The organism is Rufibacter ruber (assembly GCF_001647275.1).
Taxonomy (GTDB): domain Bacteria; phylum Bacteroidota; class Bacteroidia; order Cytophagales; family Hymenobacteraceae; genus Nibribacter; species Nibribacter ruber_C.
The window spans coordinates 1-24,518 of the sequence record NZ_LRMM01000031.1; the positions used below are offsets into that span (position 1 = coordinate 1).

Annotated in this window: 15 protein-coding genes and 1 tRNA gene; 8 read left to right on the top strand and 8 right to left on the bottom strand. The window is 40.9% G+C overall.

What is annotated here, in order from left to right; translation table 11 throughout:
* Positions 1-162: 162 nt before the first annotated feature.
* The 5 genes from A8O25_RS12930 (at position 163) to A8O25_RS12950 (ending at position 4,075) form a co-directional block, all read left to right on the top strand.
* A complete protein-coding gene (locus A8O25_RS12930; protein ID WP_277620015.1) occupies positions 163-1,071 on the top strand; it encodes a tyrosine-type recombinase/integrase in 909 nt (302 codons plus the stop codon).
* Between the two features lie 28 nt (positions 1,072-1,099).
* Positions 1,100-2,008, top strand: coding sequence for a hypothetical protein (locus tag A8O25_RS12935; RefSeq protein ID WP_153042736.1), 909 nt, complete (start codon positions 1,100-1,102; stop codon positions 2,006-2,008).
* A gap of 72 nt (positions 2,009-2,080) precedes the next feature.
* Positions 2,081-2,434: a helix-turn-helix domain-containing protein gene (locus A8O25_RS12940; RefSeq protein ID WP_066835534.1), complete on the top strand. Its 354-nt coding sequence runs from the start codon at positions 2,081-2,083 to the stop codon at positions 2,432-2,434.
* A complete protein-coding gene (locus tag A8O25_RS12945; RefSeq protein ID WP_066835536.1) occupies positions 2,434-2,775 on the top strand; it encodes a hypothetical protein in 342 nt (113 codons plus the stop codon). Before A8O25_RS12940 ends, A8O25_RS12945 begins: the two co-directional genes overlap by 1 nt.
* Positions 2,756-4,075: a hypothetical protein gene (locus tag A8O25_RS12950; RefSeq protein ID WP_153042737.1), complete on the top strand. Its 1,320-nt coding sequence runs from the start codon at positions 2,756-2,758 to the stop codon at positions 4,073-4,075. Before A8O25_RS12945 ends, A8O25_RS12950 begins: the two co-directional genes overlap by 20 nt.
* A 140-nt stretch (positions 4,076-4,215) precedes the next feature.
* Here the strand turns inward: A8O25_RS12950 and A8O25_RS12955 are convergent, their stop codons facing one another.
* From A8O25_RS12955 to A8O25_RS12975, 4 genes are all read right to left on the bottom strand, one after another.
* Positions 4,216-5,343 carry a hypothetical protein gene (locus tag A8O25_RS12955; RefSeq protein WP_153042738.1) on the bottom strand — a complete coding sequence of 376 codons (1,128 nt, stop codon included), beginning with the start codon at positions 5,341-5,343 and terminating at the stop codon, positions 4,216-4,218.
* Positions 5,344-5,436: 93 nt separating this feature from the next.
* Positions 5,437-6,717, bottom strand: coding sequence for an McrC family protein (locus tag A8O25_RS12965; RefSeq protein ID WP_066835543.1), 1,281 nt, complete (start codon positions 6,715-6,717; stop codon positions 5,437-5,439).
* A 1-nt stretch (position 6,718) separates the two neighbouring features.
* On the bottom strand, positions 6,719-9,154 hold the full coding sequence (locus A8O25_RS23835) for an McrB family protein (protein WP_066835544.1): 2,436 nt from the start codon (positions 9,152-9,154) through the stop codon (positions 6,719-6,721).
* Positions 9,155-9,410: 256 nt separating this feature from the next.
* A complete protein-coding gene (locus tag A8O25_RS12975) occupies positions 9,411-10,829 on the bottom strand; it encodes a reverse transcriptase domain-containing protein (protein WP_066835545.1) in 1,419 nt (472 codons plus the stop codon).
* Between the two features lie 672 nt (positions 10,830-11,501).
* On the opposite strand from A8O25_RS12975, the gene A8O25_RS12980 reads away from it, so the two are divergent.
* From A8O25_RS12980 to A8O25_RS12990, 3 genes are read left to right on the top strand one after another with little or no spacing between them, the layout of a single operon-like run.
* Positions 11,502-13,079, top strand: coding sequence for a type I restriction-modification system subunit M (locus A8O25_RS12980; protein ID WP_066835546.1), 1,578 nt, complete (start codon positions 11,502-11,504; stop codon positions 13,077-13,079).
* Between the two features lie 3 nt (positions 13,080-13,082).
* Complete coding sequence (locus A8O25_RS12985) at positions 13,083-14,360, top strand: restriction endonuclease subunit S (RefSeq protein WP_066835547.1); 1,278 nt, start codon at positions 13,083-13,085, stop codon at positions 14,358-14,360.
* A gap of 17 nt (positions 14,361-14,377) precedes the next feature.
* Positions 14,378-17,245 (top strand): type I restriction endonuclease subunit R, encoded by a 2,868-nt coding sequence (locus tag A8O25_RS12990; RefSeq protein ID WP_066835548.1) that lies wholly within the window; start codon positions 14,378-14,380, stop codon positions 17,243-17,245.
* A gap of 221 nt (positions 17,246-17,466) precedes the next feature.
* Here A8O25_RS12990 and A8O25_RS12995 read toward each other — a convergent pair whose 3' ends face one another.
* From A8O25_RS12995 to A8O25_RS13010, 4 genes are all read right to left on the bottom strand, one after another.
* Positions 17,467-17,952 carry a hypothetical protein gene (locus A8O25_RS12995; protein ID WP_066835549.1) on the bottom strand — a complete coding sequence of 162 codons (486 nt, stop codon included), beginning with the start codon at positions 17,950-17,952 and terminating at the stop codon, positions 17,467-17,469.
* Between the two features lie 830 nt (positions 17,953-18,782).
* Positions 18,783-22,757, bottom strand: coding sequence for an NACHT domain-containing protein (locus A8O25_RS13000; RefSeq protein ID WP_066835551.1), 3,975 nt, complete (start codon positions 22,755-22,757; stop codon positions 18,783-18,785).
* Positions 22,744-23,895: an SIR2 family protein gene (locus A8O25_RS13005; RefSeq protein WP_066835552.1), complete on the bottom strand. Its 1,152-nt coding sequence runs from the start codon at positions 23,893-23,895 to the stop codon at positions 22,744-22,746. Before A8O25_RS13005 ends, A8O25_RS13000 begins: the two co-directional genes overlap by 14 nt.
* A gap of 531 nt (positions 23,896-24,426) precedes the next feature.
* A tRNA-Asn gene (locus tag A8O25_RS13010) sits at positions 24,427-24,500 on the bottom strand.
* Between the last annotated feature and the right edge of the window lie 18 nt (positions 24,501-24,518).

Here is a 24,518-nt window from a genome sequence, read left to right on the forward strand (position 1 = left end):
GCTTATCGCTTCCATTGAGTTAGGGCTTGGTGAGAAATGTTGTCGCAAACACTTTTACCTCCCTAATTCTTTGGAAGTTATTAAACTCTAAACAGCTTCTTTGATAACAATGAGCAGAACTACTCGGTTGATGATATTGCTAAAGCGCTAAGTAGAAAAGTAATTGGTAAGTGGACCGTCTTTCAATTCACTGATGAGCTGGTTCAGCGGCATAAGGATGTAGGCAAAGTAGGTACTGCAGATGCTTTTCAAAATGCTAAACGCATAGTGTCGCGGTTCACTAAGGAGAAAGACATTACCTTTAAAGAGTTAGATTACATTTTCCTGACCCGATTAGAGGATGATCTTTTAAAGCGGAAGGTGACGGAGAATTCCATAGCGGTTTATATGCGTACCCTTCGCTCAATATATAATAAAGCTATTGCAGAGGGGCATGCTAGGGGAAATGATTACCCATTCAAAGCATATAAACTGACAAAGCTTAACACAAAGACAAAAAAGAGAGCGCTTACCAAGGAGCAGGTAAAGAGTATCGCAGACCATAAACTAGAGCTTGGCAGTAAGCTTTGGGTAGCAAGAAGTATTTTCCTTTTTTCTTACTATTGTAGAGGTGTCAATTTTATAGACGTTGCGCAACTTAAGTGGAGTAATGTGGAGAATGGAAGGGTGCATTATACAAGAGCAAAGACCGGCCATCAATTTAACATCGCATTGCTTCCACCGGCCTTAGAAATTTTAGAATACTATAATGCCCACCAGGATGAATCAGGTTATATTTTTCCTATCCTTGGAAATTACCATGACACGGAGCAGAAGATAAAGAATCGTGTGAAAAAGATTATGAAGGAAGTGAATAGTAATTTGCGGACTGTGGCAAAAGCGGTTAAGATAGATTTTAACATTACCACTTATGTGGCTAGGCACAGCTATGCTACAGTGCTCAAGAGACAAAACGTTTCCACTTCCCAAATCAGTGAGGCATTGGGCCATAGCAGTGAGAAAATAACACAGGTTTATCTAGACAGCTTTGAGAATACTGTTCTGGATGAAGCTGACAAGTTTCTACTGTAATTCTGAAAGATTTCTGCTATATATAAATATGGGTAATAATTTTATTGAATCAAATATTCAAGCAATAGAGAGGGTTGCGAGAAATAAGGATGTCCTTAAAGAGATAGCCTTAAGTAATTTTGAAATCAAGCGAAGAGAGCTTGTGGCAAAGTTGGAGGACAAAGAAAGTATCTATGAGCAATTAGAAGTGGTGCAATCTGAGCTTATAGCTACTAAGGCCATTATAGAGCTGCCTCTTTCACAGGAGTATATACAGTTTGGCTTAAACGAAGTCACGGAGGTGCATTTGCAGCAGTTAAGAGAGTATTACTTAAATGTATCTGAGGAAATTGAGAAACTAAAAATCCTGAGTGCTTATAAAACTTTTCTTGGGTTGTCTCGGGAACAAGGTATTAAGCATCTGGAGACTATAGTTGGTATGGGTGCTGACGCACATGCGGAGGAGCTCCAGCTTTTAATGATGAATGTGTGGACCTGGAAGTACTATTATGGGTGCTTAATAGAAGCAAGAAAATATTTAGGAGATCAACTACTAGCTCAAAATGATTCTGGATCTGAAAGCCCTATCCTTGAAAATACTAAAAGTATTGAGAGCAATGGCAACCTCCTCTCTAGCCCAAATAGCAAGAAACAGTACACAGCAATGCAACAAGCACTAGCCATATCCTTGCTTGATAAATTCACTAAAATAAATAGAAGTCAAGACAAAAAGAGTCTGACATCGTTTATCGGGGCTTTGACAAATTCTAGTGAAGGCGAGACTGGTAAGAAAGTAAGCCAGATTACAAATAGTAATTACGAACCTCACAAAACACCAAAACAAAATTTAATTGATTACCAAGCTATTGAGCCATTGTTTGAAGCTCTAGAACAAAGAAATATAAGTGAGTTTATCGCTCAGAAAATCAAGCAACTGCAAAAAATGAATAATAAGTAGAAAAAAGTTGGGTCCCCTAGTAGGGGACCCTCCGGTTTATCATTACTCTACATTTGGGTCAGAACTTAATAAATGATCCAAATGAATAACCCAACATTGTCAGACCTCCTAAATATTGCTTTAGGAGGCATAGTAAAACAGTCGCTTCTAGAGGTATTAGGAGATACCGGTTTATTAGCACCTACGTCAAATGCAGAGGAGCGCTACTTTGATGTCTCCCAAGCAGCTAAATTCCTAAAAATTCCAAAGTCAACGTTATACAGCTATACAAGCGGTAGACTTATTCCTCATTATAAGAGGGGCAAGCGGCTGGTATTTAAACAATCTGATCTGGAGCAATGGTTAACCGATAGCAAAAAGAAGACTATCTCTGAAATTGAGGCTGAGGTATACAGCTCTAGAAGCAAGAAGGGGGGCAAAAAATAATGATAATCCAATCAGAGGATGCCTGCTTTTATGCAACACAAGGTTTGCAACAGTTGGCAACAATTATCAACAAAGAACGCAACGTGCTTGTTGAGTATGCCGCCAAGCCAAGCCTCAACAAGATTCACCTTGAAAGAAGGAATATCTTTCTTCAATCCTTAGCCAATACATACAACACACTTTACAAGGAGCTGCAGGCGGCATCTAAACTGCGCATGATGGATACATGGGTATTATTGGAGCAGGAACTCAACCTGTTGTTGATGGATACAAACCTAAATGGTGTGTACATAATGCTGAGAGTCTCTGATGGTAACAATTATGGGTTTATTAAATTATAGAATTATGCTTGATTTTAAGCCTGTAGTGCCTCCAAGTATTAATAACCCTTTGCAACATCATCATGCAACAGAAAAGCAGCTGATGCAACAACATGTTGCGGCTGACAAGCAACTACATCAACAACACGTTGCAACAATAAAGCAACAGCTCAGCAACGCATTAGCAACAACAGAGCAACGCATGGCAACCTATGTTGCGAATAATATTTGGGCTGAAAAGTTTAAGCCAATAATAGATACCATCAATCAGAACTCATCTAAAAAGATAGTTAGAACACCTCCAATTGTTAAACTAAACGGGGAAGGATTGATATGGCAAAGAACAATAAATATTATTCAAGGTAAGTTCGGCTCACACAAGAGCAGGCTTGCCGAGTTGATTTGCAGTCTGCTAATAAGAAGTAATTATTGTACTACTGACTTTTGTGGACTTACAAAAGAAGAGTTCAAGGAGTTTTCCGTCGCCTATGTAGATACTGAGCGAAACACTACCGAACAGTTTCCTTTGGCCATCCAGCAAGTGAGGAAGCTTGCGGGGCGAGATCAGTACCAGCCATATGATCACCTTATTCCTTTTAGCCTTATACACTACAATAGAACGGAAAGGCTGCCTGCCATAAAAGAGTTTATTGAGCAACTGATGCACCAATGTGTCCGCCACAAATTTGTGTTGTTAGACGTGGTAACTGATTGCATCAAAGATTTCAATAACTCCTCCGAATCCCTGGAACTCTTCGATTTCTTAAACCAGTTAATCAACGACCATGATATTACGCTTTTACTCATAATACATGAGAACCCTGGTACAGATAAAGCGAGAGGGCATATAGGCACAGAGGCAGCAAACAAAGCCTCTACCATTATGCAGATTGGATTCGAAAAAGGCCCTAATAATAGAGATAGCGATGTGATTGCGATGAAGCTTCTAAAGCTAAGAAACGGTAAAAAACCAGATCCAACATATTTGTATTTTGATGCGGCTACTCATGCGTTAGCTCCTGCCAGTTTAGAAATGGTAGGTGAGATGATAGAAGATAGAAGAAAAAAGCTTGATGTTAGGTTGCTAACCGATTGCTTGGGAAATTACCTGTTGGAGCCAAAGCCGCAGCGAGAACTGATTTTAGAACTGACTGAGAAGTTTTCTACTCATGCCAATACTGTGAAGGGGCGGCTCAAGGAGATAGCAGCCAATGATTTGTTAATCTACAGTTGTGCTGGCTTGCCATGTTATTTAAGAATAAACAGTAGGCCAGGTATTACAACGACTTATGAGTTGTTAGAAGTTGAAAAAGCAAGTTGATTATATCCAAATAGAGAAAACACCCAAACACAAACAATCCACTATATATGGTAATGTTTGTGTTTGGGTGCCATTTACGGATTATTCAAAAAACACCAGCAAAGTCCATCAAGGCAAGTTCTCTTATAGTTGAAAGGAAATTACCATCCATAATGTGTAGATTTATTTTTTAAAGTTAGAGTGGTTTTGTCTACACCATTTAGTAAATCATCAATGCAGGGCATTGTGGGATCATACCAATCTGCCTTTTGATTTGCCCAGTTAATCCATTCAGTTAAGTCTACAGTATTATTTTTGTTGTTCATGGCGTGTGAGGCTCTGTCAGTGATAAACTCCCTTAAAATTTTAGCTTGTTTCCATTGTTGGGCCTGTTGCAAGAGGTTTTTGAAACGAAGTAACTCTTTTTCCTGTAACTGCTCATACTCTCTTTGAATTCTATCCCTCTCCTGCCTTTCCTTCTCTTTAAATTGCCTTTGTATCCTAGCCTCCTTCTCTTTCTGGCCCTTAAGCTCTAGGGTGGCAATAATGTCAGTAAGGTAATTCTCAAGCAGTTGTTTGCCATCTCTCCATTCCTTAGACCTATAGTTAGGTCCTATTTTAAAGATTAATATGCCACTTGGCGCATAACTATGACTGCCCCATCTAGTTGTTTTTTCTATTATTCTAGTAAGCTTTTCTCGCAGGCTAATCTCAAACTCTTCTCCTTCAACAACTGCAAGCGTAGAGTAACGTGTGATTCTGATTTGATAGCCTCTAAGTTTCAGGCTTTTTACCAAGGCATCCATAAAGCGCAAGGCCCTATTTATGTTTGCAGGTGATATTCTGATGTTTAGATATTCACCATAAATACTCAATAGGCCGTCACGTAGATAAGTATCCTTCTTTTCAAGTTGCACTTTTGCAGCTATTATTAGCTTATCTGGGTCGGTAAGTCTAGTCGGGACTTTTAACGCAGATTTGTGATCAGCCTCGGCTTCCTTTTGGATGGAGCTTATTAAGGATGCCTTTTGTTTTTTAAGAACTGGTTGTATGATGGTCTCGCTGGGCCCGGAGTAGTCAGTTGGTAAAGCTACCATAGGGCTTTCTTTGCCTGCACGTACTTTTGACCAATGCCCGGAACCAGGGAGGGGAATAGCCAACGCATCACAAATCTTCTTGAAATCATGATAAGGAATTCCGTAACGGAGTGCAAGTTGCGTTGCAGGTTCTTGCCATACCATGTGATATAGTTCTTCTCTATTAAGTATGTGAGAAAGCTGGTTTTCCATGTCGTAGCTTTAGCAAACCAGTAAGTTACCACTTTTGCCTTGAGCACCTACAATCTTAAAGCGCGTTTCTGCAAACAAGAATGAGGCAGAATATTATGTAGTTTGTGGGCGTTGTAACCAATTCGTCAATTCCTGGCCTATTACACTCTGCCATTCTTTAAGGGAATTTGCCGTGCATAAAGTAATAACAGAGCACTCTTTGTTAGTTGCTTTCCCTTCTTTTGGGTGCAAATACCAACCACTTAAACTAATTGACTTTTCTCCTGGATATACTAAGCCTACTTTGTTAGCAGTATAGTATTCGTTGTACACGTATAACTGCCGCAGGTCATCAGGGGAAGGGTTATAACCGTTCAGGTTTTTCCATTTGGTATCCAAAACCGCATAGTTCTCACCATCTCGTTTAATTAAAATATCAGGCCTGATGGCAGACCTGTTGCCTTTCTGAGGCTTCCAGAAGTATTTGGTTGTTTGGGCCGTGGCTGTAAAAGAAGGCTGATTTTTATAAAAATGTTTTTTAAGAGTAACGTAAATAAACGTTTCCCAAAGCAGATTCATATCAAAGAGGAGTGCCAATACATGGTTTTTGCCTCTGGCTACATCGGGGTGGTAGTTTAAAAGTAGCAGACGAGCAATTTCTATGGCTTTGCGGTAAGGCTCGGTCTTACGGTTATAGACTAGTTTATTAAATGTAGCCTCATTAACATTTAACTCTGGCGCTTCTGGGAAGTTCAATAGCAAGGTCCCAATTCTGCTGTGCAGGCTGACATTGTTGTTAATTTGCTCAAGTAACTTTATTGTCTTGTAAAGAATGGAATGCCATTGGTGTACTACATCATAGGTGGTATACTGCACATAAAACCGTTCTTGGTGCGTAAGGTTCTGCTGTAGGTGCTTGCCAAATTTGAGGTTGCCTTTCAGAGCGGTGGTGTTGCCTTCTACTTTTCTATATTTCTTAATCAAACCCCGGTGAAGGAGATACTCAACTTCTTTCAGGAAGAGCTCGAAATAGAGGTCTAGAATAGAATTGCTTTTCAAATTTAGGGAGGAGCTTGTAGGGGCAGATACCTCAAACATGCCCACAGCTTTTAGCATGTCTAAAAGCATTTTCCGCCAAAGATCTTGTGTGGTAGCACTTTCACTATTCTTCTTATCTGCTTTTGGTAAGATTTCAATGGTAGTATCCCCCACTTGAATGACCCCTACATGCTCATTAAACTTAACCCCTTGATGAATGAGTGAATAATAAGGCACACCCTGCTCTCCATAAAAGACTTGAAGTGCTTTCAGTTGAGTAGTAGTCAAAGATGAGCGGCCTTTGCCTACCCTCAAACTTTCATGTTCAAAGACAATGATAGGAGGAAGAGTAGCCATTTTACTTTCTTAATAAAGTGTTGATGGCAGTATTAAAATCATTATCTGAAAGTACGCAGACGTTTTTAAGCCTGTAGATTGGGCGGGTGCTGAAATCACTGCTTTGATAATCATCAAAATCAGCGAAAAGAGTATCTGTGTCTTGGTCCTGCAAACCTTCTTTTTCAAAGAACTCTTTTCCCAGCACTAGGCCAATCTTACCAAAGTCACCGAAGAAGTATTCTTGTAGTAGAGGGTTTATCTTATTTTGGAAAACTGCTTTAAGACCTGCTATATCAGCCACGCCCATAAAATAACTGTGCCCAATTAAATGGTCCTTGTTCAGTAGCTTTTCTATGCGATTATTGATAATGCTTAGAAGTTCTTCCAAATCAATGCCAGCTAAAAGGCCGCCTTCTGCACTTAACCTGCCTTCAGTTTTAATGAGTTCTGGACGAGGTGGCATTTCCTCAAAGCTAAACCTGCGGCGCAGGGCTGTGTCTAAAGCCTCAACGCTACGGTCTGCGGTGTTCATAGTGCCAAGGATGTAAAGGTTTGCAGGAACTCCAAATTTTTCTTTGCTGTAAGGTAAGGTTACCTCCAGTTGTTCTTCGCGGCCAAGGCGTTTGTCTTCTTCTATGAGCGTAATGAGTTCCCCAAAGATTTGAGATACGTTGCCGCGGTTTATTTCATCAATGATTAGAATATAGGGTTTCTGCTGGTCATCCCTTCTTTTTTCTAAGCCTCTATTCTGAACCAAGAAGGCGATTATCTCCCTTACGTAGGTGGTGTTGTACACACCTTCATACGAATTCGACTCAAATGCTTTTCTTATATGTAAAATATTGACGGGGTACCAAGGTTTATCCTTAGTGGTAATGTGCGGCTGTATATAAAAAACATTTGTGCCGCGGTAGGTGACATCAAAAGTAGTTGCCTTGGATTTTATAGTTATTGGTGTCTTCCCATCTGATTCTGATATCTCATTTTTAAATATTTCAATAACTTCCTCAAAGTTGCCAGTAGAAGGGCGAGCTTTATTGCAAATAGACTTAAAGATACCCTCCTCCACTTCGTAAATGATTTTTTCGTTAGAGGTTTTGGGCTTTATGCCTTCAATAAAATCTTCATAGCTCATGCTTTGATGGAAGGTGGTGAAGACAATTTGCCCTGCTGCTACTTTCTCATCAAACAAGGATTTCAATTCTTTACGTGGAATGCCTTCTGTGGCTTCTCCACAAATGTCTAGCGCCCGGTTAATGGTGTGATAGGTTTTACCAGTACCTGGCGGGCCAAAGAGGATTTGATTTAAAGGAGAAGACATAATTTTTTGGTAGGATACTTTTAGACTTGTATCAGAAATATTTTGGGAAGATTCAGTTCTTTGTGGAATTCTTGGTTCTGCTTTTAGAGGAGATATATTATCGTGAATAGGGGCGGATGCCTTATAAAATTTAAAAGAAGATACTGGGATAGGATTTACTTTTTCAAATGAATCCACGAGGAAAACAATCTTAGCACTTTTATTGTTATCTGAATATTGGTTAAAATCTGATTGAAAATATATAACTTTTTTAGAACTCCATTTCTTTTTATTATACTCATCAACTCCTTTGGCAAAGTCAACTATAGTAGCTTTATAATTCACATTTCCCCCTGAAGAATAATAAAAATTAAAATATCCTTTATCCCCAATAGCTTTTCTTAACTGCTCTAGTATAGCATTTCCTCCTGTTGGCGATTTGCTATTCCATGTTATAGAGAATTCGTAATTATTTCTTGCTTCTATGTGGTCATCTTGCCAACCAGTACCATCAGAAGCCATTAAGCCCACTACTTCCTCTTTCCATTCATCCTCCAGATCATAAACAATCCTTGATAAAAAATGGGTGTAATTATCTGCATCTAATGTAGTTAGATTGTACTTGCTAAAATATGATTGAAGCTCATCAACAAAGGCTTCTGATATATATGGTTTTGCGAATAAATTTTCAGAAACTAATTTTCTGTGGTTTAGACTAAGAATAGTGGCATTTTTTCGTGGGTCTAATAAATAATTGAAAGCATTCTTAGGAGATCCTTCTTGAACAGAAGTTGGTGATAATTTAAAATTAAGTAGTTTTTCAACCCAATGGTTCATTCTAACAGCAGCTTCTGCCAGTACCCTATTTGGGTTATATTTATTAAATTTAATTTTATCTTTAGCTTTAGTGTCACAATAAGAAATGATTTCAAACAAAAGTTCTAATATGCTTTTTAACTCTTGATTTGATTTGGCTTCTTCTTGCAACCTTACGTAATTGTTAGATAAGCTAGAAAGTATTTGCTTTACTGCCTCATCTAAATCCATTTCTAGCCACTTTTTTAAAGCATCCTGACCATGTTGGAAAAAGAATCCGTTCTCATTGGAGATTTCCTTTGCCCAATCTTTATTAAGGATAAATTGTAAATCTTTCATTGTTTAATCTTTACTTTTAAATTATACATTTCACTTTTAGTTATTTAAACATGACTATAAAGGTGATATAGATCTAGTCTATAGTATAAATTTGCTATATAATGTTGAGGTTTTGATTGAGAAGGTGTAGGTCGTCCAGTAAGTTAAAGTTTGTAATTAAGTTGGGTTCTGAAAGAGATCCTATTCTGGTAGGTTAAACCGTATATTGACAGCCACGAGTGAGAGAACAAGTAAATAAAGAGAAAAAATTAAAATTCTAGGGTTTCTTTTTAATATTTAAATTTCTATTGAATTTTAGAAATGCCTTATTTACAACTTTATCAACTGAAGCTAAATGCTTATTCTTAAAGGTAGAAATCTTTGATACGTCAAATCCTACCTCTGACATTATTTTTTCAGCACGGTTCGCATAGGTCAAAAAATTAGTCTTTTCTCTTCTTTTGAGAGTATACCCTTCAAATAGACGTCTTCTTATATAACCTTTTAAGGGAGGGTCATTTTTTTTCTTACATCCTTTTGCAATAGCAAATGCAGCTTTATTTAACTTGGTTGTGTACCTTCCAATGCTATTTCTGCGAATATTTACTTTTGTTCCGTCAAAAGTAAAGCCTAAATATTGAACTTTACTTTTAACTCCTGTAGCTAAGTTAGTACAATCTAACTCACTTAGATTGTTAGGGTTTGGATTGAAGCTTAACCTTTCTGTCTTGTCAGGATTTATTTTTAAATTTCTTTCGGCAATTAACTCATTTACCTTTTCCTCTACAGTACTTACTTGCTCTGGGTCGCAAACTACAAGTATATCATCACTATACCTCCTATATAGTATTTCCTTATCATTGCAAAAGTCTTTCATAGCTATATCAAATGGTAACATATAGATATTAGCTAAAACTGCACTAAGAGAAGAGCCTTGAGGTATGCCATATTCTTTGTTATTTCTTGAAAGGCATCTTTTTTTCCTAAGTGCTCGCAAATCCTCCGCACTACAAATTTGTTTTCCAGACCTTTCTGTGAAAGGCTGGGAATAAAATGATTTAAAGTTTTTCTTTAGTTGTCCTTCTGGAATGTAAGAGAATTTTGTTAAGGACTTATATATGTTGAACACATCTGGTCCCAATGTGTAATCACTGCTAGGGAAATTTTGAACTTGCCCCCATGTGCTTTTTAATTTTTCATGGTTTAAAGTGTCGAAGAATTTTTCAACATCGAAGAGTAGGGCTACACAATGTTGTTTTTGCTTTATAAAGCTAAACACATCTCTAGCATAATGAATATTGCAAAATCCTTTCTTTACTGGTCTATAAGCAATCACGCATTCTTGAATATCCTCTTTTTCTAACACTTTTTCATAGGGTTCTTTTAGCTTATAGGCATAGAAAGAGTAAATATGAGCGTCAGTGTGAGAGGCAAAGCAGATTGATCGCTTTTTGCGCTTGAGAATCCGCTTTTTACCAGATGCGTGGCCAACAGGAGCTTTCTTTCTTTTCCAAGTGACAACTTCTCGTTTGATAAGAGGTAAAAATTGTCTTTTGGCTACCCAATCAACGTTTTCTACTTGTCTTCTTATTTCGGCCTTAGCCCAATAAGAAGTATACTCTGAATCGAAATGAGGATAAAGCCTTGATCGTTGCCAGTCAGTTTCAAGAGAGGTGGGAGAACTGGGGGTTAGCATAAGTGGCTATATTTTAAAAGCTTACGTCAGGCTAAGGATTGCAGGTACCCTTGCTTTTAAAAGCCAACCTTGACGTGGACGCGTAAGCGAGTAACACCCTTACCTTCTACACGAGAAAGTAAGCAGCCCTGCAAAGGGTAACTTAGCCACCGAATCAACAGTTAAAGATATGATAACCTCATCGGAGAACCTCGTACTCTTCCTTCTGGAAGCAACCTGCCCATGGTACCTACCAGTAATCTTTCAGATTATTCTCTGGAGCATTGACTTGTTTCTTACAAAGAAAGAGCGTAACGCCCTTCCCCAGACAGCACGAACTTTTGGATAAAGCTCGTCTACTAGGCATTGCAATATATGAAGAAAAAAATATACTTCGTAAGAATTTATATAGGAATTATATATATACCTAATTAATTAAGGGCTTGTACTCATATAGATATTGAATATAAGGCCTTAAACATTCAAAAGTTTTGCACAACCCTGACAATGAACATTAGAATGGTCTACTTGAGATTAATACTAAAGTGTTGATTTTGTGATAGTAGGTTTTGTAAAGCTTTTTATCCAAAAGCTTACGTATCTATATTGCTTCTCTTTGTCAGTTTCATCCTCTAACTTGTAAGGTTTATTTGGTATCAAGTACTACAATACCTCTCATTACCCATCAGCAGCATGTCTGACAACAACAAGAAACAACTAGAACAACAACTCTGGAACATCGCCAATACGCTGAGAGGCAAAATGGACGCCGATGAGTTCCGGGACTATATCTTAGGCTTTATCTTCTACAAGTACCTGTCTGAGAAGATGGAGCTGTACGCAAACAAAATCCTGACCGAGGACGGCCTTACCTACCATGATATAGACGAGAGCACCGAAGAAGGGCAGGAGTACCTGGAGGCCATTAAGGAAGAGGCGGTGCATAGCCTGGGCTACTTCCTGAAGCCATCTGAGCTGTTCAGTGAAATGGCGAAAAAAGGCAACTCTGATAACAAAGAGGAAGGCACCAGCAACTTTATCCTGGACGAACTCACGCAGGTGCTCCAACACATTGAGCAGAGCACCATGGGCACCGAGAGCGAGGACGACTTCAACAAGCTGTTCGAGGATTTAGACCTGACCTCTACCAAACTGGGCCGTACCGAAGCTGCCAAGAATGACCTTATTGCCAAAGTGCTGGGTCACCTGGACAAGATTGACTTTAAGCTGGAAGACACCGAGGCCGATGTGCTGGGCGATGCCTATGAGTACCTGATAGGGCAGTTCGCGAGTGGGGCGGGCAAGAAGGCCGGGGAGTTCTACACGCCGCAGGAAGTGTCTAAGGTGCTGGCCAAGCTGGTGACCACGGGAAAGACCAAGCTGAAATCTGTGTATGACCCCACCTGCGGCTCGGGCTCGCTCTTGCTGCGCGTGGCCAAAGAGGTGCAGGAAGTTTCCAAGTTCTACGGACAGGAGCTGAACCGCACCACCTACAACCTGGCCCGCATGAACATGATTCTGCATGATGTGCACTTCCAGAAGTTCGACATTAGGCAGGACGATACGCTGGAGCACCCGCAGCACCTGGGGCAGGAGTTTGAAGCCATTGTGGCCAATCCGCCATTCTCGGCGCAATGGAGTGCCAACCCTTTGCACATGTCTGACGACCGCTTCAGCCAATACGGCAAGCTGGCACCTTCCTCTAAAGCAGATTTTGCCTTTGTGCAGCACATGGTGCACCACTTGGCTGAGAACGGATCCATGGCAGTGGTATTGCCACATGGCGTGCTGTTCAGGGGCGGGGCCGAAGGGCACATCCGGCAGTATCTCATTGAAGACCGCAACTACTTAGATGCTGTGATTGGCCTGCCTGCCAACATTTTCTATGGCACGTCTATTCCTACCTGTATTCTGGTGTTTAAGAAATGCCGCGAGCAGGCCGATAATATTCTTTTCATAGATGCCAGTCAGCAATACGGCAAGGAGAAAACGCAGAATTACTTGCGGACAGAGGATATTGAGAAGATTATCTCTACTTACCGTGAGCGCAAACCAGAACACAAGTACAGCTATGTGGCTCATTTGAGCGAGGTGAAGGAGAACGACTTTAATCTGAACATACCGCGATATGTGGACACCTTCACTGAAGAAGAGGCAATAGACTTGCAGGAAGTTTCATCCGCACTTATTGGGTTGGAAGAAGAAATGCATGAAACAGACATCGTTATTGCGGGTTTTTGTGAAGAGTTGAGAATTGCTAAACCTTTTTAACCCATGGAAGTGGAATTAGAAGAAATAACAACTGAGGTGAAGAATGTGCCTGCCTTGCGGTTTCCTGAGTTTGGAGGGGAGTGGCATGAAAAAAGGTTTGGCAACTTGTATTCTTTCAAAACAACGAATTCCTTGTCTAGAGATAAACTCAACTATGATAATGGGGAAGTAAAGAATATACATTACGGAGATATTCACACTAAATTCAAATCTAAATTTGATATTACTAAGGAAAATGTTCCTTTCATAAATTCGGATATTAATCTTCAAAAGACTAGTGAAGAATGTTATCTGAAAGAAGGTGATTTAGTTATAGCTGATGCATCTGAAGATTATAATGATATTGGGAAATGTATTGAGGTTGCCTACTTGAATGGAGAGAAAGTTCTAGCAGGTCTACACACATTTTTGGCTCGTAGGGAAGTTGACCTAGTGGCAGATGGCTTTGCTTCTTTATTGATGCAAAGTAGAAAGGTGCGATTAGGAATCATGTTAATAGCTCAAGGAACAAAGGTCTTGAGTATTTCTACTAAAAGATTAGCTGAAATTCCGGTGTTCCTTCCTAGTACAAAGGAACAAAAGAAAATAGCTTCTTTTCTTAATGCAATTGATGATAAAATTCAGCAGCTTACCAAGAAGATAGACCTGTTAGAAAGGTATAAAAAAGGAGTTATTCAGCAAATTTTTACTCATCGAATTCGGTTTAAAGGTGAAAATGGGCAGGAATACCCAGAATGGCAAGAGAAGAAGCTAGTCGAACTATTAACTGAGAGTAGAATAAAAGGAAGTACAGGAGATAAAGCAAAAAAGCTTACAGTTAAGCTCTGGGGCAATGGAGTTTTTGAAAAAAATGAAGCAATAAGTGGTAGTGCAAATACCCAGTACTATATCAGGAAATCTGGACAATTTATTTATAGTAAACTAGATTTTCTTAATTGCGCTTTTGGTATTATTCCTAACGAACTAGATGCCTTCGAGTCTACAGTTGATTTGCCTTGTTTTGATATTAGTACTAATCTTAATAGTAAATTTTTGCTTGAGTATGTAAAGCAGAAGAGCTTTTACAAAAAGTTTGGGGATACCGCTGATGGTAGCCGTAAAGCCAAAAGAATTCATGCAGATGTATTCTTGCAGCTTTCAATACAATTACCATCAATTGAGGAGCAAAACAAGATTTCATGCTTTCTAAAATCTATCGAAAACAAAATAAATCTTGTTACTAATCAACTTGAACAAACCAAGCAATTCAAAAAAGGCTTGCTGCAGCAGATGTTTGTTTAAAACGCCACAAAAATTTAATGGGAACACAACCGGAACAGGTACTGGAAGATAATTTAGTAAAGCAGTTGCAGGAACTGGGCTATGCCTTTGTCGCCATCAAAGACGAGGCTGCTTTACTGAAGAATCTGAAGAGTCAACTGGAGAAGCACAACCAGGTCACCCTCACCGAAAAGGAGTTCGGGCGTGTGCTCAACCACCTGAACAAGGGCGGTGTGTTTGACCGGGCCAAAATCCTGCGAGACAAGATGCAGCTCACCAAAGACAACGGCGAGAGCATCTACCTGGAGTTTATCCAGCAGGAGCACTGGTGCCAGAACCAGTTCCAGGTAACGCAGCAGGTAAGCATAGAGGGCACGTACAAAAACCGCTATGACGTTACGCTGCTGGTGAACGGCCTGCCTTTGGTGCAAATAGAGCTCAAGCGGCGAGGCCTGGAACTGAAGGAAGCATTTAACCAGATAAACCGCTACCAGCGGCACTCGTTCGGGTCTAGTCATGCCCTGTTCCAGTACGTGCAGCTGTTTGTCATCAGCAACGGAGTCAATACCAAGTACTACGCCAATAACAAGCACCAGACCTTTAAGCAGACCTTCTATTGGGCAGACAAAGAAAACAAGCTCATAACCCAGCTGGAGGCTTTCACCAAAGCCTTCCTGGAGCCTTGCCACCTGTCTAAGATGGTAACCAAGTACATTGTGCTCAACGAGACGCACAAGGTGCTCATGGTGCTCAGGCCGTACCAGTACTACGCCACCGAGGCCATCATTGACCGCGTGAAGAACACCGACAAGAACGGCTACATCTGGCATACCACCGGCTCCGGCAAAACCCTTACCTCGTTCAAGGCCAGCCAGATTCTCATGCAGCTGCCAAAGGTGCACAAGGTGGTGTTTGTGGTAGACCGCAAAGACCTGGATTTCCAGACCAGCAAGGAGTTCAACAGCTTCTCGGCGGGCAGCGTGGACGGCACAGATGACACCAAGGCGCTGGTGAACCAGCTTTCGGGCAACACCAAGCTCATTGTCACCACCATCCAGAAGCTCAACACAGCCATCAGCAAACTGCGGTTTTTGCCTAAAATGGAAAAACTACAGCAAGAACGCATCGTCTTCATCTTTGACGAGTGCCACCGCAGCCAGTTTGGGGAGACCCACAACCGCATCAAGAAGTTCTTCCCCAAAGCGCAGCTATTCGGGTTCACAGGCACGCCCATCTTCGCCGAGAACGCCGTCAAGAACGAGCTGGGCAAGCGCACCACCAAAGAGCTCTTTGACGAGTGCCTGCACAAGTACCTCATCACCGATGCCATCAAAGACGAGAACGTGCTCAAGTTCAGCGTAGAGTACATTGGCCGCTACAAAGAAAAGGAAGGCAGTAATACCAACCTTGACATTGAGGTAGAGGACATAGACACCAAAGAGCTGCTGGAAAGTGAGCAGCGCCTGCAGAAGATTGCGGACTACATTCTGGAGAACCACGCCCGCAAAACCCACAGCCGAAGCTTAACCGGTATGTTCTGCGTGAGCAGTGTAGACGTGCTCATCCGTTACTACGAACTCTTCAAAAAGCGCAAAGACGAAGGCAAACACAACCTCAAAATTGCCACCATCTTCAGCTTCACAGACAACGAGGAAGACAAAGGAGCCAACGGCATCTTACCTACCTATGAAGACGATGAACTGCTGGTAGCCGCCGAGCCAACAGTAGCCTATACTGCCAACAGCCACACCCGCGAGAAGCTGGACGCGTTCATTGCAGATTACAACGCCCTGTTCAATACCAAGTTCTCCACCAAAGACAGCCAGAGTTTCTACAACTACTACAATGACATCTCCAAGCGGGTAAAGAACAAAGAGATTGACATTCTGCTGGTGGTGAACATGTACCTGACCGGCTTTGACAGTCCGCCGCTCAACACGCTCTACGTAGACAAGAACCTGAAATACCACGGACTCATTCAGGCCTTCAGTCGTACCAACCGCCTGTACACCGAGCAGAAGTCGCAGGGAAATATTGTAGTGTTCCGTAACCTCAAGCAAGCCACCGATGACGCTATTGCGCTCTTCTCCAACAAAGAAGCCAAGGACATTATCATCATGGAACCCTATGAAGACTACGTGACCAAGTTCAATGAGGCTTGTATTGAATTGCAGAAGATAGCACCCACAGTGAAAAGCGTAGATTCCCTTGTAGATGAAGAACAGGAACTGGCCTTTGTGAAAGCCTTCAGGGAGCTCATGCGCCTCAAGAACGTGCTCACCACCTTCGCAGACTTCACCTTTGAAGACCTGTCCATGGCCGAGCAGCGCTTTGAAGACTACAAGAGCAAGTACCTTGATCTGTATGACAAAGTGAAGACCGGTACCGGCAAAGAGAAGGAATCCATCCTGAATGATGTTGACTTTGAGCTGGAACTCATTCACCGCGACGAGATCAACGTTTCCTACATTCTCAAGCTACTAGCTAAACTGAACGGCGCCACGCCTGAGGACCAGAAGAAACAGAAAAAAGTCATTCTTGATATGCTCACCGGAGAGGCCACCCTCCGCAGCAAACGTGAACTTATTGAGAAGTTTATAGAAGAGAACCTGCCCCATATAGATGATGCAGATGATGTACCTGAAGCCTTTGAGAACTTCTGGGCGCAGGAGCAGCAAAAGGCATTAGCCGCCATTAGTCAGGAAGAAAAGCTGGACCCTGTGAAGTTGCAAGCTCTATTAGGTAATTACCTCTTTACAGAGCGGAAACCGCTGCGGGATGAGGTGATTGATATGGTAGAGGTGAAGCCCAAGATTTTAGAGAGGAAGGCTGTTTATGAAAGAGTGGTTGACAAAGTAGTGGGATTTGTAGACACGTTCATCAATGGAATGGGAGCGAGGGTATAGTGCGAAATTTTTAATAGAGTGATTTACCTAGCGAAATTAACTTTTAGCTTCTCATAGTATTCAGGGTCATCTAATAGCATTTCTAAATTATTACAGCAATCAATGATTGCCTCTATAAAGTAATTGAGCCTTGGAACTAGAATAGTTGTTTCATCATCCGTATGTTCCGGGTTCGCATTGCCTAAACGAACTTGATTTTCTTTCACAAATCCCCCAAAGTCTTAAAATTCAATAGCAAGGTGATGATTATGACAGTGCAATCCTGTGACTTTGTGCTTGCACACAGAATTAATGTAATCAGAGATATCTTGCAAATTGTGATTTAAGGATAAGCTCATTGCAAAGTCCTTGCCCGCACTTTTTTTGCTCCTTAGTTCCTTAATCTTTCTGTGCAGGTCTATAAAGTCTTCAATAACTTCGGAAACAACAAGGAACAATCTCGTGTAAAATCTAAAGATTGCTTCAGCATCTAACAGAAGATCATTTTCTGCATCACATTCATCTAATCTTGTATCAGTTAGTATGTCAGTAATATTATTTAGCCATTCAGCTAGGTTACATAAAAAGCTAATATGGAAATCTTCTCCTTGTAATCTGCATAAGAACGTGTCATTGTAACAATCACTTAACGATGTAGCACTTCTAGATCGATTTGAGTTTTTGAACCAATAAGTAAGGGTATCTACCCTGATTTTCTTAAATTTCATGCGTATAAAGTAACTTGTTAGTTGAGATACCTCTATACTCCAAAAATACTTTACCTTATTTAAAGCAGATAAATCTTACCTAACTAAGAAGATTTATCTGCTTTGCTATTTTCAATATACTGCTACAACTATCCATGAACCGATTTTGTTCTTATCCTTAATTTTGCTCATCGGTGCTCTTGGCTAGCTTCACCAATTTATCTTCATTATCCAGGTCGACATTGCTAGCGTACCTCTCATTGTCTGAAAGTACCTTATACTCTTTTAATACAATTGTGAAATGCAGAAACTTAATTAGAGTTATCTGCTTCATAGATGGCAACATAGAGCGAAACTTATCTTCCTTCTAGGCTAGTTAGACAAAATGAAGAAGTCACATGGGAGAAATAGGTAGCATTGCCGAGGCATTGGAAGGAAGATAAAGGTTATCTCCCCTTTCAGTTAGCGGGGAAGGATTTGCTCAGAAACTTTTATTTGAACCTGGGTGAGATAGTATCCTACCTCGTCGATAGCCTCCAAAACATCTTTAGGAAGGACACCTGAAATTAGGCGGGGGTCACTTGTAGCTATGCTTATAGTATCTATATAAACCCATTTCCCCCTACAATACTCATTGGGTAAGTTCGCGCCAGTTTTATCCAAAGTCATTCCATATAAGGAGTTATCTGTTGAGCAGTTAAAGATGTGGACAGTTCTTTTCATAGGTATTCTAATTTTATTTGAAGTTTTATCTGAAGAACTAGTTTATATACTCCTAAGTTATTATCAAAAATGGTTTGATTATTACTTAGGTAAAAGATTGATATGGTAAGGCAGGGCTATATTTCCGGTTATCTAAAAACATCATCAAGCCTCCATAATAAATCCAAAGCTTCAGGCCAACCTGATTCTACATAGATGTTCAATAGATCCAGCAGTTGGCCGAACGGTTCTGGTTTACTCAATAAATCCTTATGATCTGCCAACAAGGCCTCTGTGAGTTTCACTGCCTCTAAGATAGATTGCCTGTCAAAGGTATAGCCGGTAGCAACAGACATCCTTGTGACTTGGCTTGTAGTATCTAAGGCATATTCTGTGTCTGCATACAGGACACTGCCCATTATTTCAATAAAGTAATGCGCTGTATGTGCCAATACCAATCCGCCGTGGATCTCCCTTGAAACAGCCAAAATTTGGGTAAGAACCGGTTTCACAAACCAATAAAACCTAAGCCTTTCGTCCTCGGGCAAAAATGTGCGGTTTCTGCGATTGGAGCTTTTCGGCTCATCTTCCACCTGAAGTGAAAAAAAGATCCTTTGAACGATATTGTCAAGAATAGAGAAAGTCTCCCTAGCTTCCTCATCAGATGTCATATCTATTTGCTTCAGCCGGTCAGCACTCTGAGCAATTATATTTTGGATAACCTGTAGTACCCTCTCGTATAGCCGTACCTGTGTCTGGTCAGAGTAATCCTTGAGCGATGGGTTGAGTATCTTAAACGTAGCAAATACTAATTCTCTTGCTGCCAAGGGATTCAATATGGAACTCTCTACCATGGCAGTTGCTTGAGCATTTCCTGTGGTTGCAGTGAACCAGAGTAGCAGGAGGTAAAAATTATCCAAAAAGGAATTCTTCCCGGTACTGGTGGCTACATTTTGAAAGGCAATTTCTAGACACTCTACTATTCTTTCCTCAGCCAATGAGAAATCCATGTAATTTAGATGAGATACTAAAATACCTGCGGTAAACCAATCTTTCTCTTTCGCAAGCCTGTCTTTGAGGATTGACCAGAAGGTTTCCTCTAAGTCGGGAAGTAGCAGGCCTAAATTCTTTATCACCCGGAACCTGATGACCGCATTTTTATCAGCACTAAGCCCATGAATTAAAGGAAGGATTTCTTCCTGCGTTTCTTTCTTTAATAAAAAAAACAACCCTTCCGCTGCACTCATCCTTGGGGTAGTAGAGTAGACACTGCTAGGGGAATAGTTCTCTTCCGCGTAGCGGTCATTTTCAGTATAGGTGCCCAGGCAGAAAAGCAGGATAGCCTTTACCCGGACGAACTCTTCTTGTTCCAAGCTGGACACATGACGGCAAACGATGGAACAGGTTTCAGCAATTTTGTTAAGCGCAGAGTCTATTACCTCGTCTGACAGGCCATGGCCGGGTATTGTAGTCGTGACAGTATCAAACAACTGAAGGGCAGTTTGGAGAGGTTCCATATATGCCTCTCTAGAAGGGACATTGTTGAGGAAGCTCCTATTAAATGACTCTAACTCATTCTGACTGTCCAGTACCTGACGGTTTGCAGGATGCTGAAGGTTAACGCCATTATCACTCAACCACATCTCCTCTGTATAAGCACTGGAATAGCTTGTAATTTCAAATGGAGGAGCATTATGAGGCACCGAACCTTTATCCAGAAGTTCCCTAGATCTATCCTCCAGCAGGTTTTCCCTCGGAATTAGGTTAAGAAATCTTCTAGAAGTGGCTTCATTGCCTTCTTCCGAATTGCTTGACAGGTCTAGAATTGCATTCTCAATGGCATGGAGTTGTTCAGAGGAATACAGCCCAGCGCTCTTCCCTAGAAATAAACCCGCCTCGTACATGGTATCTATATTCAAAAGGATTTTCTGGTTAGTAAGAAGGGGGAACATTATCTCATACATGGCCTGTGGGTAGTTCGAGGCAAATTCCAGCAATTTCTTCCAAGTATAGGCAACTTGGGCATGGGATAAATAGATACGAAGCAGGGATTCGAGCCGTTTAAAATCTTGTGCCAGGATTAAATTCTGGAAATAGTCGAATACACGCCTCAAGATCTTGCTGGCTGAGTCATCATTATGACCGCTGGCCCAAACTGAAGACATATCAGGAATATAGGTTGCGAGGATGTCTCCTATTTCCATGGTATTTTCCGCAAGAGGGATTGAGGATAAAACATCTTGTAGGCGTTCTTTCCCAAACACGAATTCATTTGTGATCTCTACCCCAAGCGATACGCCTAGATCTGGATTAGAGGCCAGAAAAGAATTGAAATGTTGTTCTAACCGATAATGGCACATATCAAAATCCTGCCGACGGTTACTTTTGAACTGGGTGATCACGGAAGGAAACATGATTGTTTCTTCTTGACTAGTCTCTTGATAGGCGTAGACGGATCGATATACCTTTGCTACGAATTCTGGATCATCTTCTAAAAAATGCTTCAGGTTCTCACAAAGGGAAGAAATATACCTTATTTCAAAATCTGGCGTTTGAAGGAATCCTAAAATAGTATCTAAGAGGGTACGTGAACCAACTTTATTTGTCCTATAGGTTCTAGCGACAAGATCTATACTTCTGGTGCTTCCTAAGAGGTCAAGGTTATTTTTTTGTTCACCGTCCCTGTGAAGGAGGATAAACTTAAGAAGGTTTCGGGCTGCAACACCACATTTATCCCAATACTCTGAAGAAATTTTAGCTGGCCCCACATGTATTGCCTGTTCTAGGAGTATGGCAAAGTCCCATAGCAGGAGCATCGAAAGGTTTTTAGAAATCTCGGTAAGAAAATCAATCAAATACTTTTCTGGCTGGGGAGGCTTTTTGAACCGGATCGCCTGAAGAATATTCTGTATTAGGTTTTCCCTTTGTCCAGAGGTCTGGATTGGCGTAAGGATCTGGGATGCATCATCAAACTCCTGGGCTATAACAGTTGAAGGAATCAATTTGGCAAAAAGGAGGATCTGCCTATCAGTGGCTTTCATCAATTCCTCCAAAATCGCCCAGAACCTTTGCGGCTCATAGTGCCAGAGCCTGGAAAAGAAATAAATGAAACTCGGCCGTAGAAAATAGGGACGGGATTGTTCTTCTGAAATAAACGCACTCAGTTCGGAAGGGCTTTCAGGTATTGCTAACTTGCTGACGGCGAAATCAAATAAAATATTATGGGAAAAGCTTATCTTATTTGACGAAATCCCACATTCGGATAGGATATTATCACTCAGCAAGAGATTGAAGGTGCTAATGTCTTGAATATGGCTTCCCTCAAATTTAGAAACCGCCAATGTTCTGGAAGTTACCATCCGTATAGCGATACCTTCTAGCAAATGCTCTCTCTGAAAGGATTCCTCCGTGTTGGAAATTTTTTGTCTCCAGAATAACTCTAAGAGTTCTATCTCAGACTTCAATCCTTTGAGAAACAAATGATCGTGCTCATTCCCTTTTACGATCGTCTCAAACAATTCCAGAAAGAAAGGAATCCGTAATACTTCCTGAAGCTTAAGGTCACTTTCGTAAAACAGTTTACCAATAACTGGCTCCGCTTGAAAATATAGGGAGAGGTCTGCATCACTTAAGACAGGAACCTGAAAATTTCGGCAATTTATGGGGTCTTGGTATACTTGAGTCTTGGGGAACAGGCTTATAAGCCTAGGGGATTTGGCTGCGTCAAATGTTCTTACGCTCACGATAACATTCCAAGAGTTCTTAAGCCTTTCTTTGGCTTTTGTTATGAGAGACAGAAATTTTTTCCTCAATTCCTCTTCCCGAGCTGCGTCATATGCGTCAAATATAAGGACGCCCTTCGTGCCAGCAGGAGGGGTAAGGCTCTCCAAGTAAGTTATCCAATCTCCCTCTACTCCAACTACGGTTTGTATTTCTAGATCAGACCCATCTATCATTTGATCGACACTGATGATGATGGATGGGATGGCATTGGAAATACAGGAATCTGACATTTGACTGAGGCTATGGCTTTTCCCCACGCCAGGCCTACCAATGACTACTCCGCTCCCCGCTTGGGTAAAAGCGAACAAATCTTGAATTAAACCGTCTCTATTGATCTTCATTACGGATTCTTTTGTTGATTGCTGTTGCTTTCTGGAAGAAATGACTAATAGATTGAGTTTGATTTACAGTGGGATGCTTTTCGGCTGTTCTAGGTGGTTCAGTGCTGACTTTGCTTTCCGGTCCAGGCTCAGGGAAAACAGTTGTTTCTGCTCCAAGGGCTGTCGCAAAGCGTCCAAACCCCGTATATGATTTATCATCGGGATAGAAAACAGTTTCAATGCCGTATTGAAATTTAAGCATTTCTGCATGCTCTAATTCTGTGGCTTTGTTCTCTTGTGTTATGCGCATGATGGCAAAATGGACGTCATCATTGTACGTGTTCAAATCCTCCCTCACCGTTTTAAGCATCCTGATGAAATATGGATCTGTTACGCTGAAGCCCATGAACACCACCCGCCTAGTCGCTAATATCGCCCACAGCAGTTTTCGGTGCATTGTCCATTCCAAACCAAACCTGAGTTTTATGTTTTCCAAATAGGCTTGGTCAATAACGGTTGCCGTGCGAAGTTCCTCCAGTAAAGTAAGCTCTGCAGCACTCAGTACAAACCCATACTTTGTCTGATACTCCCCTTCAGTAAGAATGATGCTACCTGGTGCCGTGTAAGAACCATGTAGGTGAAGCACCTTTCTCGCTGAAGTATTATCATTTAGGGATTTCAAAAACTGGAGAATCACCTTCTTGTTGATCGATTCATCAATAAATAGGGTAGGTGAGGACGAGCCTTTTGACATACTGAACATGGCATTCTCAAGAACATGATCATAATTCGTAGTGGTAAACCCTTTGAAAGGCATGTTTACAATCACTTTATGGAATTCTTCGTAAGCTTCGTCTCTGTCGTTGAACTCTTCATGAATCAAACCTTCGTAGTGGTCGCGTCCTATTTTAGCTTTCACCCGCTCAAAAAAAGCGAGAAAATCTTCGCCAGGTTGGTGTGGAAGAAAAGTATGGTCTAGCTGTAGAGCTCTTTTTTCAAATTTTGTGACCAGCTGAGGCCAAGTGCAATATAAATTGGCTGTTACACCAGCACCAGCCATGAGAATTGCTTCGCCAGATTTTATCAGATTGGTAAGCTTGGACTTATTGGTCTCATTGGTGCTAAACTCCGAACCTGTCAATATTGTCTTTTCTTCCATTTATACGGACTATGCTTATGCCGTTGAAGTTATTTGTGTTGCTTAATAATAGCTAAATAACCTGGATTTGTTTTTTGTTTCAGGCCTTCGCTTCTCTTATGATGTGTCTCTGCTACCGTTTTGTAGTACCTAGCATTCTCATCCAGATACAATGTAATTCCTGTAGAAGCAAATGCATTTTTATCTCACTGCCTTTTGGTTGAGGATTGGTTATCCCTGTTGGTTATAGCCAATTCCCTGAAACCTTATCAAAAACTACTTGTCACTATCAATAGTGACAATGTACTACTACAAGATTGCTTCTAAAGTAAGTGTAGGCACTTTATGTTTCAAAGAAGGGAAACCTCTAGCTTGTTACAATGATAATAATTGGTAGGTAGATGGGGAATTCTAATCTTTAGGTAGATTTTGAAATGTTTTAGATTATTTTGGATTAACTGAAATAAGTAGCTCTATACTCAATAGTTTAAACCATGTTTAAACCAAAAAGAAGAGGGACTTACGAATTAACGTAAGTCCCTCATTTAGAAGCTCCCCCTCTTGGGCTTGAACCAAGGACCCCATGATTAACAGTCATGTGCTCTAACCGACTGAGCTAAGGAGGAGTTTAGTATTCGCTGCCG

Bases quoted from the DNA above. Each gene is read 5' to 3' on its own strand.
- A8O25_RS13000 (WP_066835551.1), bottom strand. From the start codon at position 22,757: ATGAAGATCAATAGAGACGGTTTAATTCAAGATTTGTTCGCTTTTACC.
- A8O25_RS12995 (WP_066835549.1), bottom strand. From the start codon at position 17,952: ATGAAATTTAAGAAAATCAGGGTAGATACCCTTACTTATTGGTTCAAA.
- A8O25_RS12980 (WP_066835546.1), top strand. From the start codon at position 11,502: ATGTCTGACAACAACAAGAAACAACTAGAACAACAACTCTGGAACATC.
- A8O25_RS12965 (WP_066835543.1), bottom strand. From the start codon at position 6,717: ATGGCTACTCTTCCTCCTATCATTGTCTTTGAACATGAAAGTTTGAGG.
- A8O25_RS12945 (WP_066835536.1), top strand. From the start codon at position 2,434: ATGATAATCCAATCAGAGGATGCCTGCTTTTATGCAACACAAGGTTTG.
- A8O25_RS12950 (WP_153042737.1), top strand. From the start codon at position 2,756: ATGGGTTTATTAAATTATAGAATTATGCTTGATTTTAAGCCTGTAGTG.
- A8O25_RS12955 (WP_153042738.1), bottom strand. From the start codon at position 5,343: ATGGAAAACCAGCTTTCTCACATACTTAATAGAGAAGAACTATATCAC.
- A8O25_RS12985 (WP_066835547.1), top strand. From the start codon at position 13,083: ATGGAAGTGGAATTAGAAGAAATAACAACTGAGGTGAAGAATGTGCCT.
- A8O25_RS13005 (WP_066835552.1), bottom strand. From the start codon at position 23,895: ATGGAAGAAAAGACAATATTGACAGGTTCGGAGTTTAGCACCAATGAG.
- A8O25_RS12940 (WP_066835534.1), top strand. From the start codon at position 2,081: ATGATCCAAATGAATAACCCAACATTGTCAGACCTCCTAAATATTGCT.
- A8O25_RS12935 (WP_153042736.1), top strand. From the start codon at position 1,100: ATGGGTAATAATTTTATTGAATCAAATATTCAAGCAATAGAGAGGGTT.
- A8O25_RS12975 (WP_066835545.1), bottom strand. From the start codon at position 10,829: ATGCTAACCCCCAGTTCTCCCACCTCTCTTGAAACTGACTGGCAACGA.
- A8O25_RS23835 (WP_066835544.1), bottom strand. From the start codon at position 9,154: ATGAAAGATTTACAATTTATCCTTAATAAAGATTGGGCAAAGGAAATC.
- A8O25_RS12990 (WP_066835548.1), top strand. From the start codon at position 14,378: ATGGGAACACAACCGGAACAGGTACTGGAAGATAATTTAGTAAAGCAG.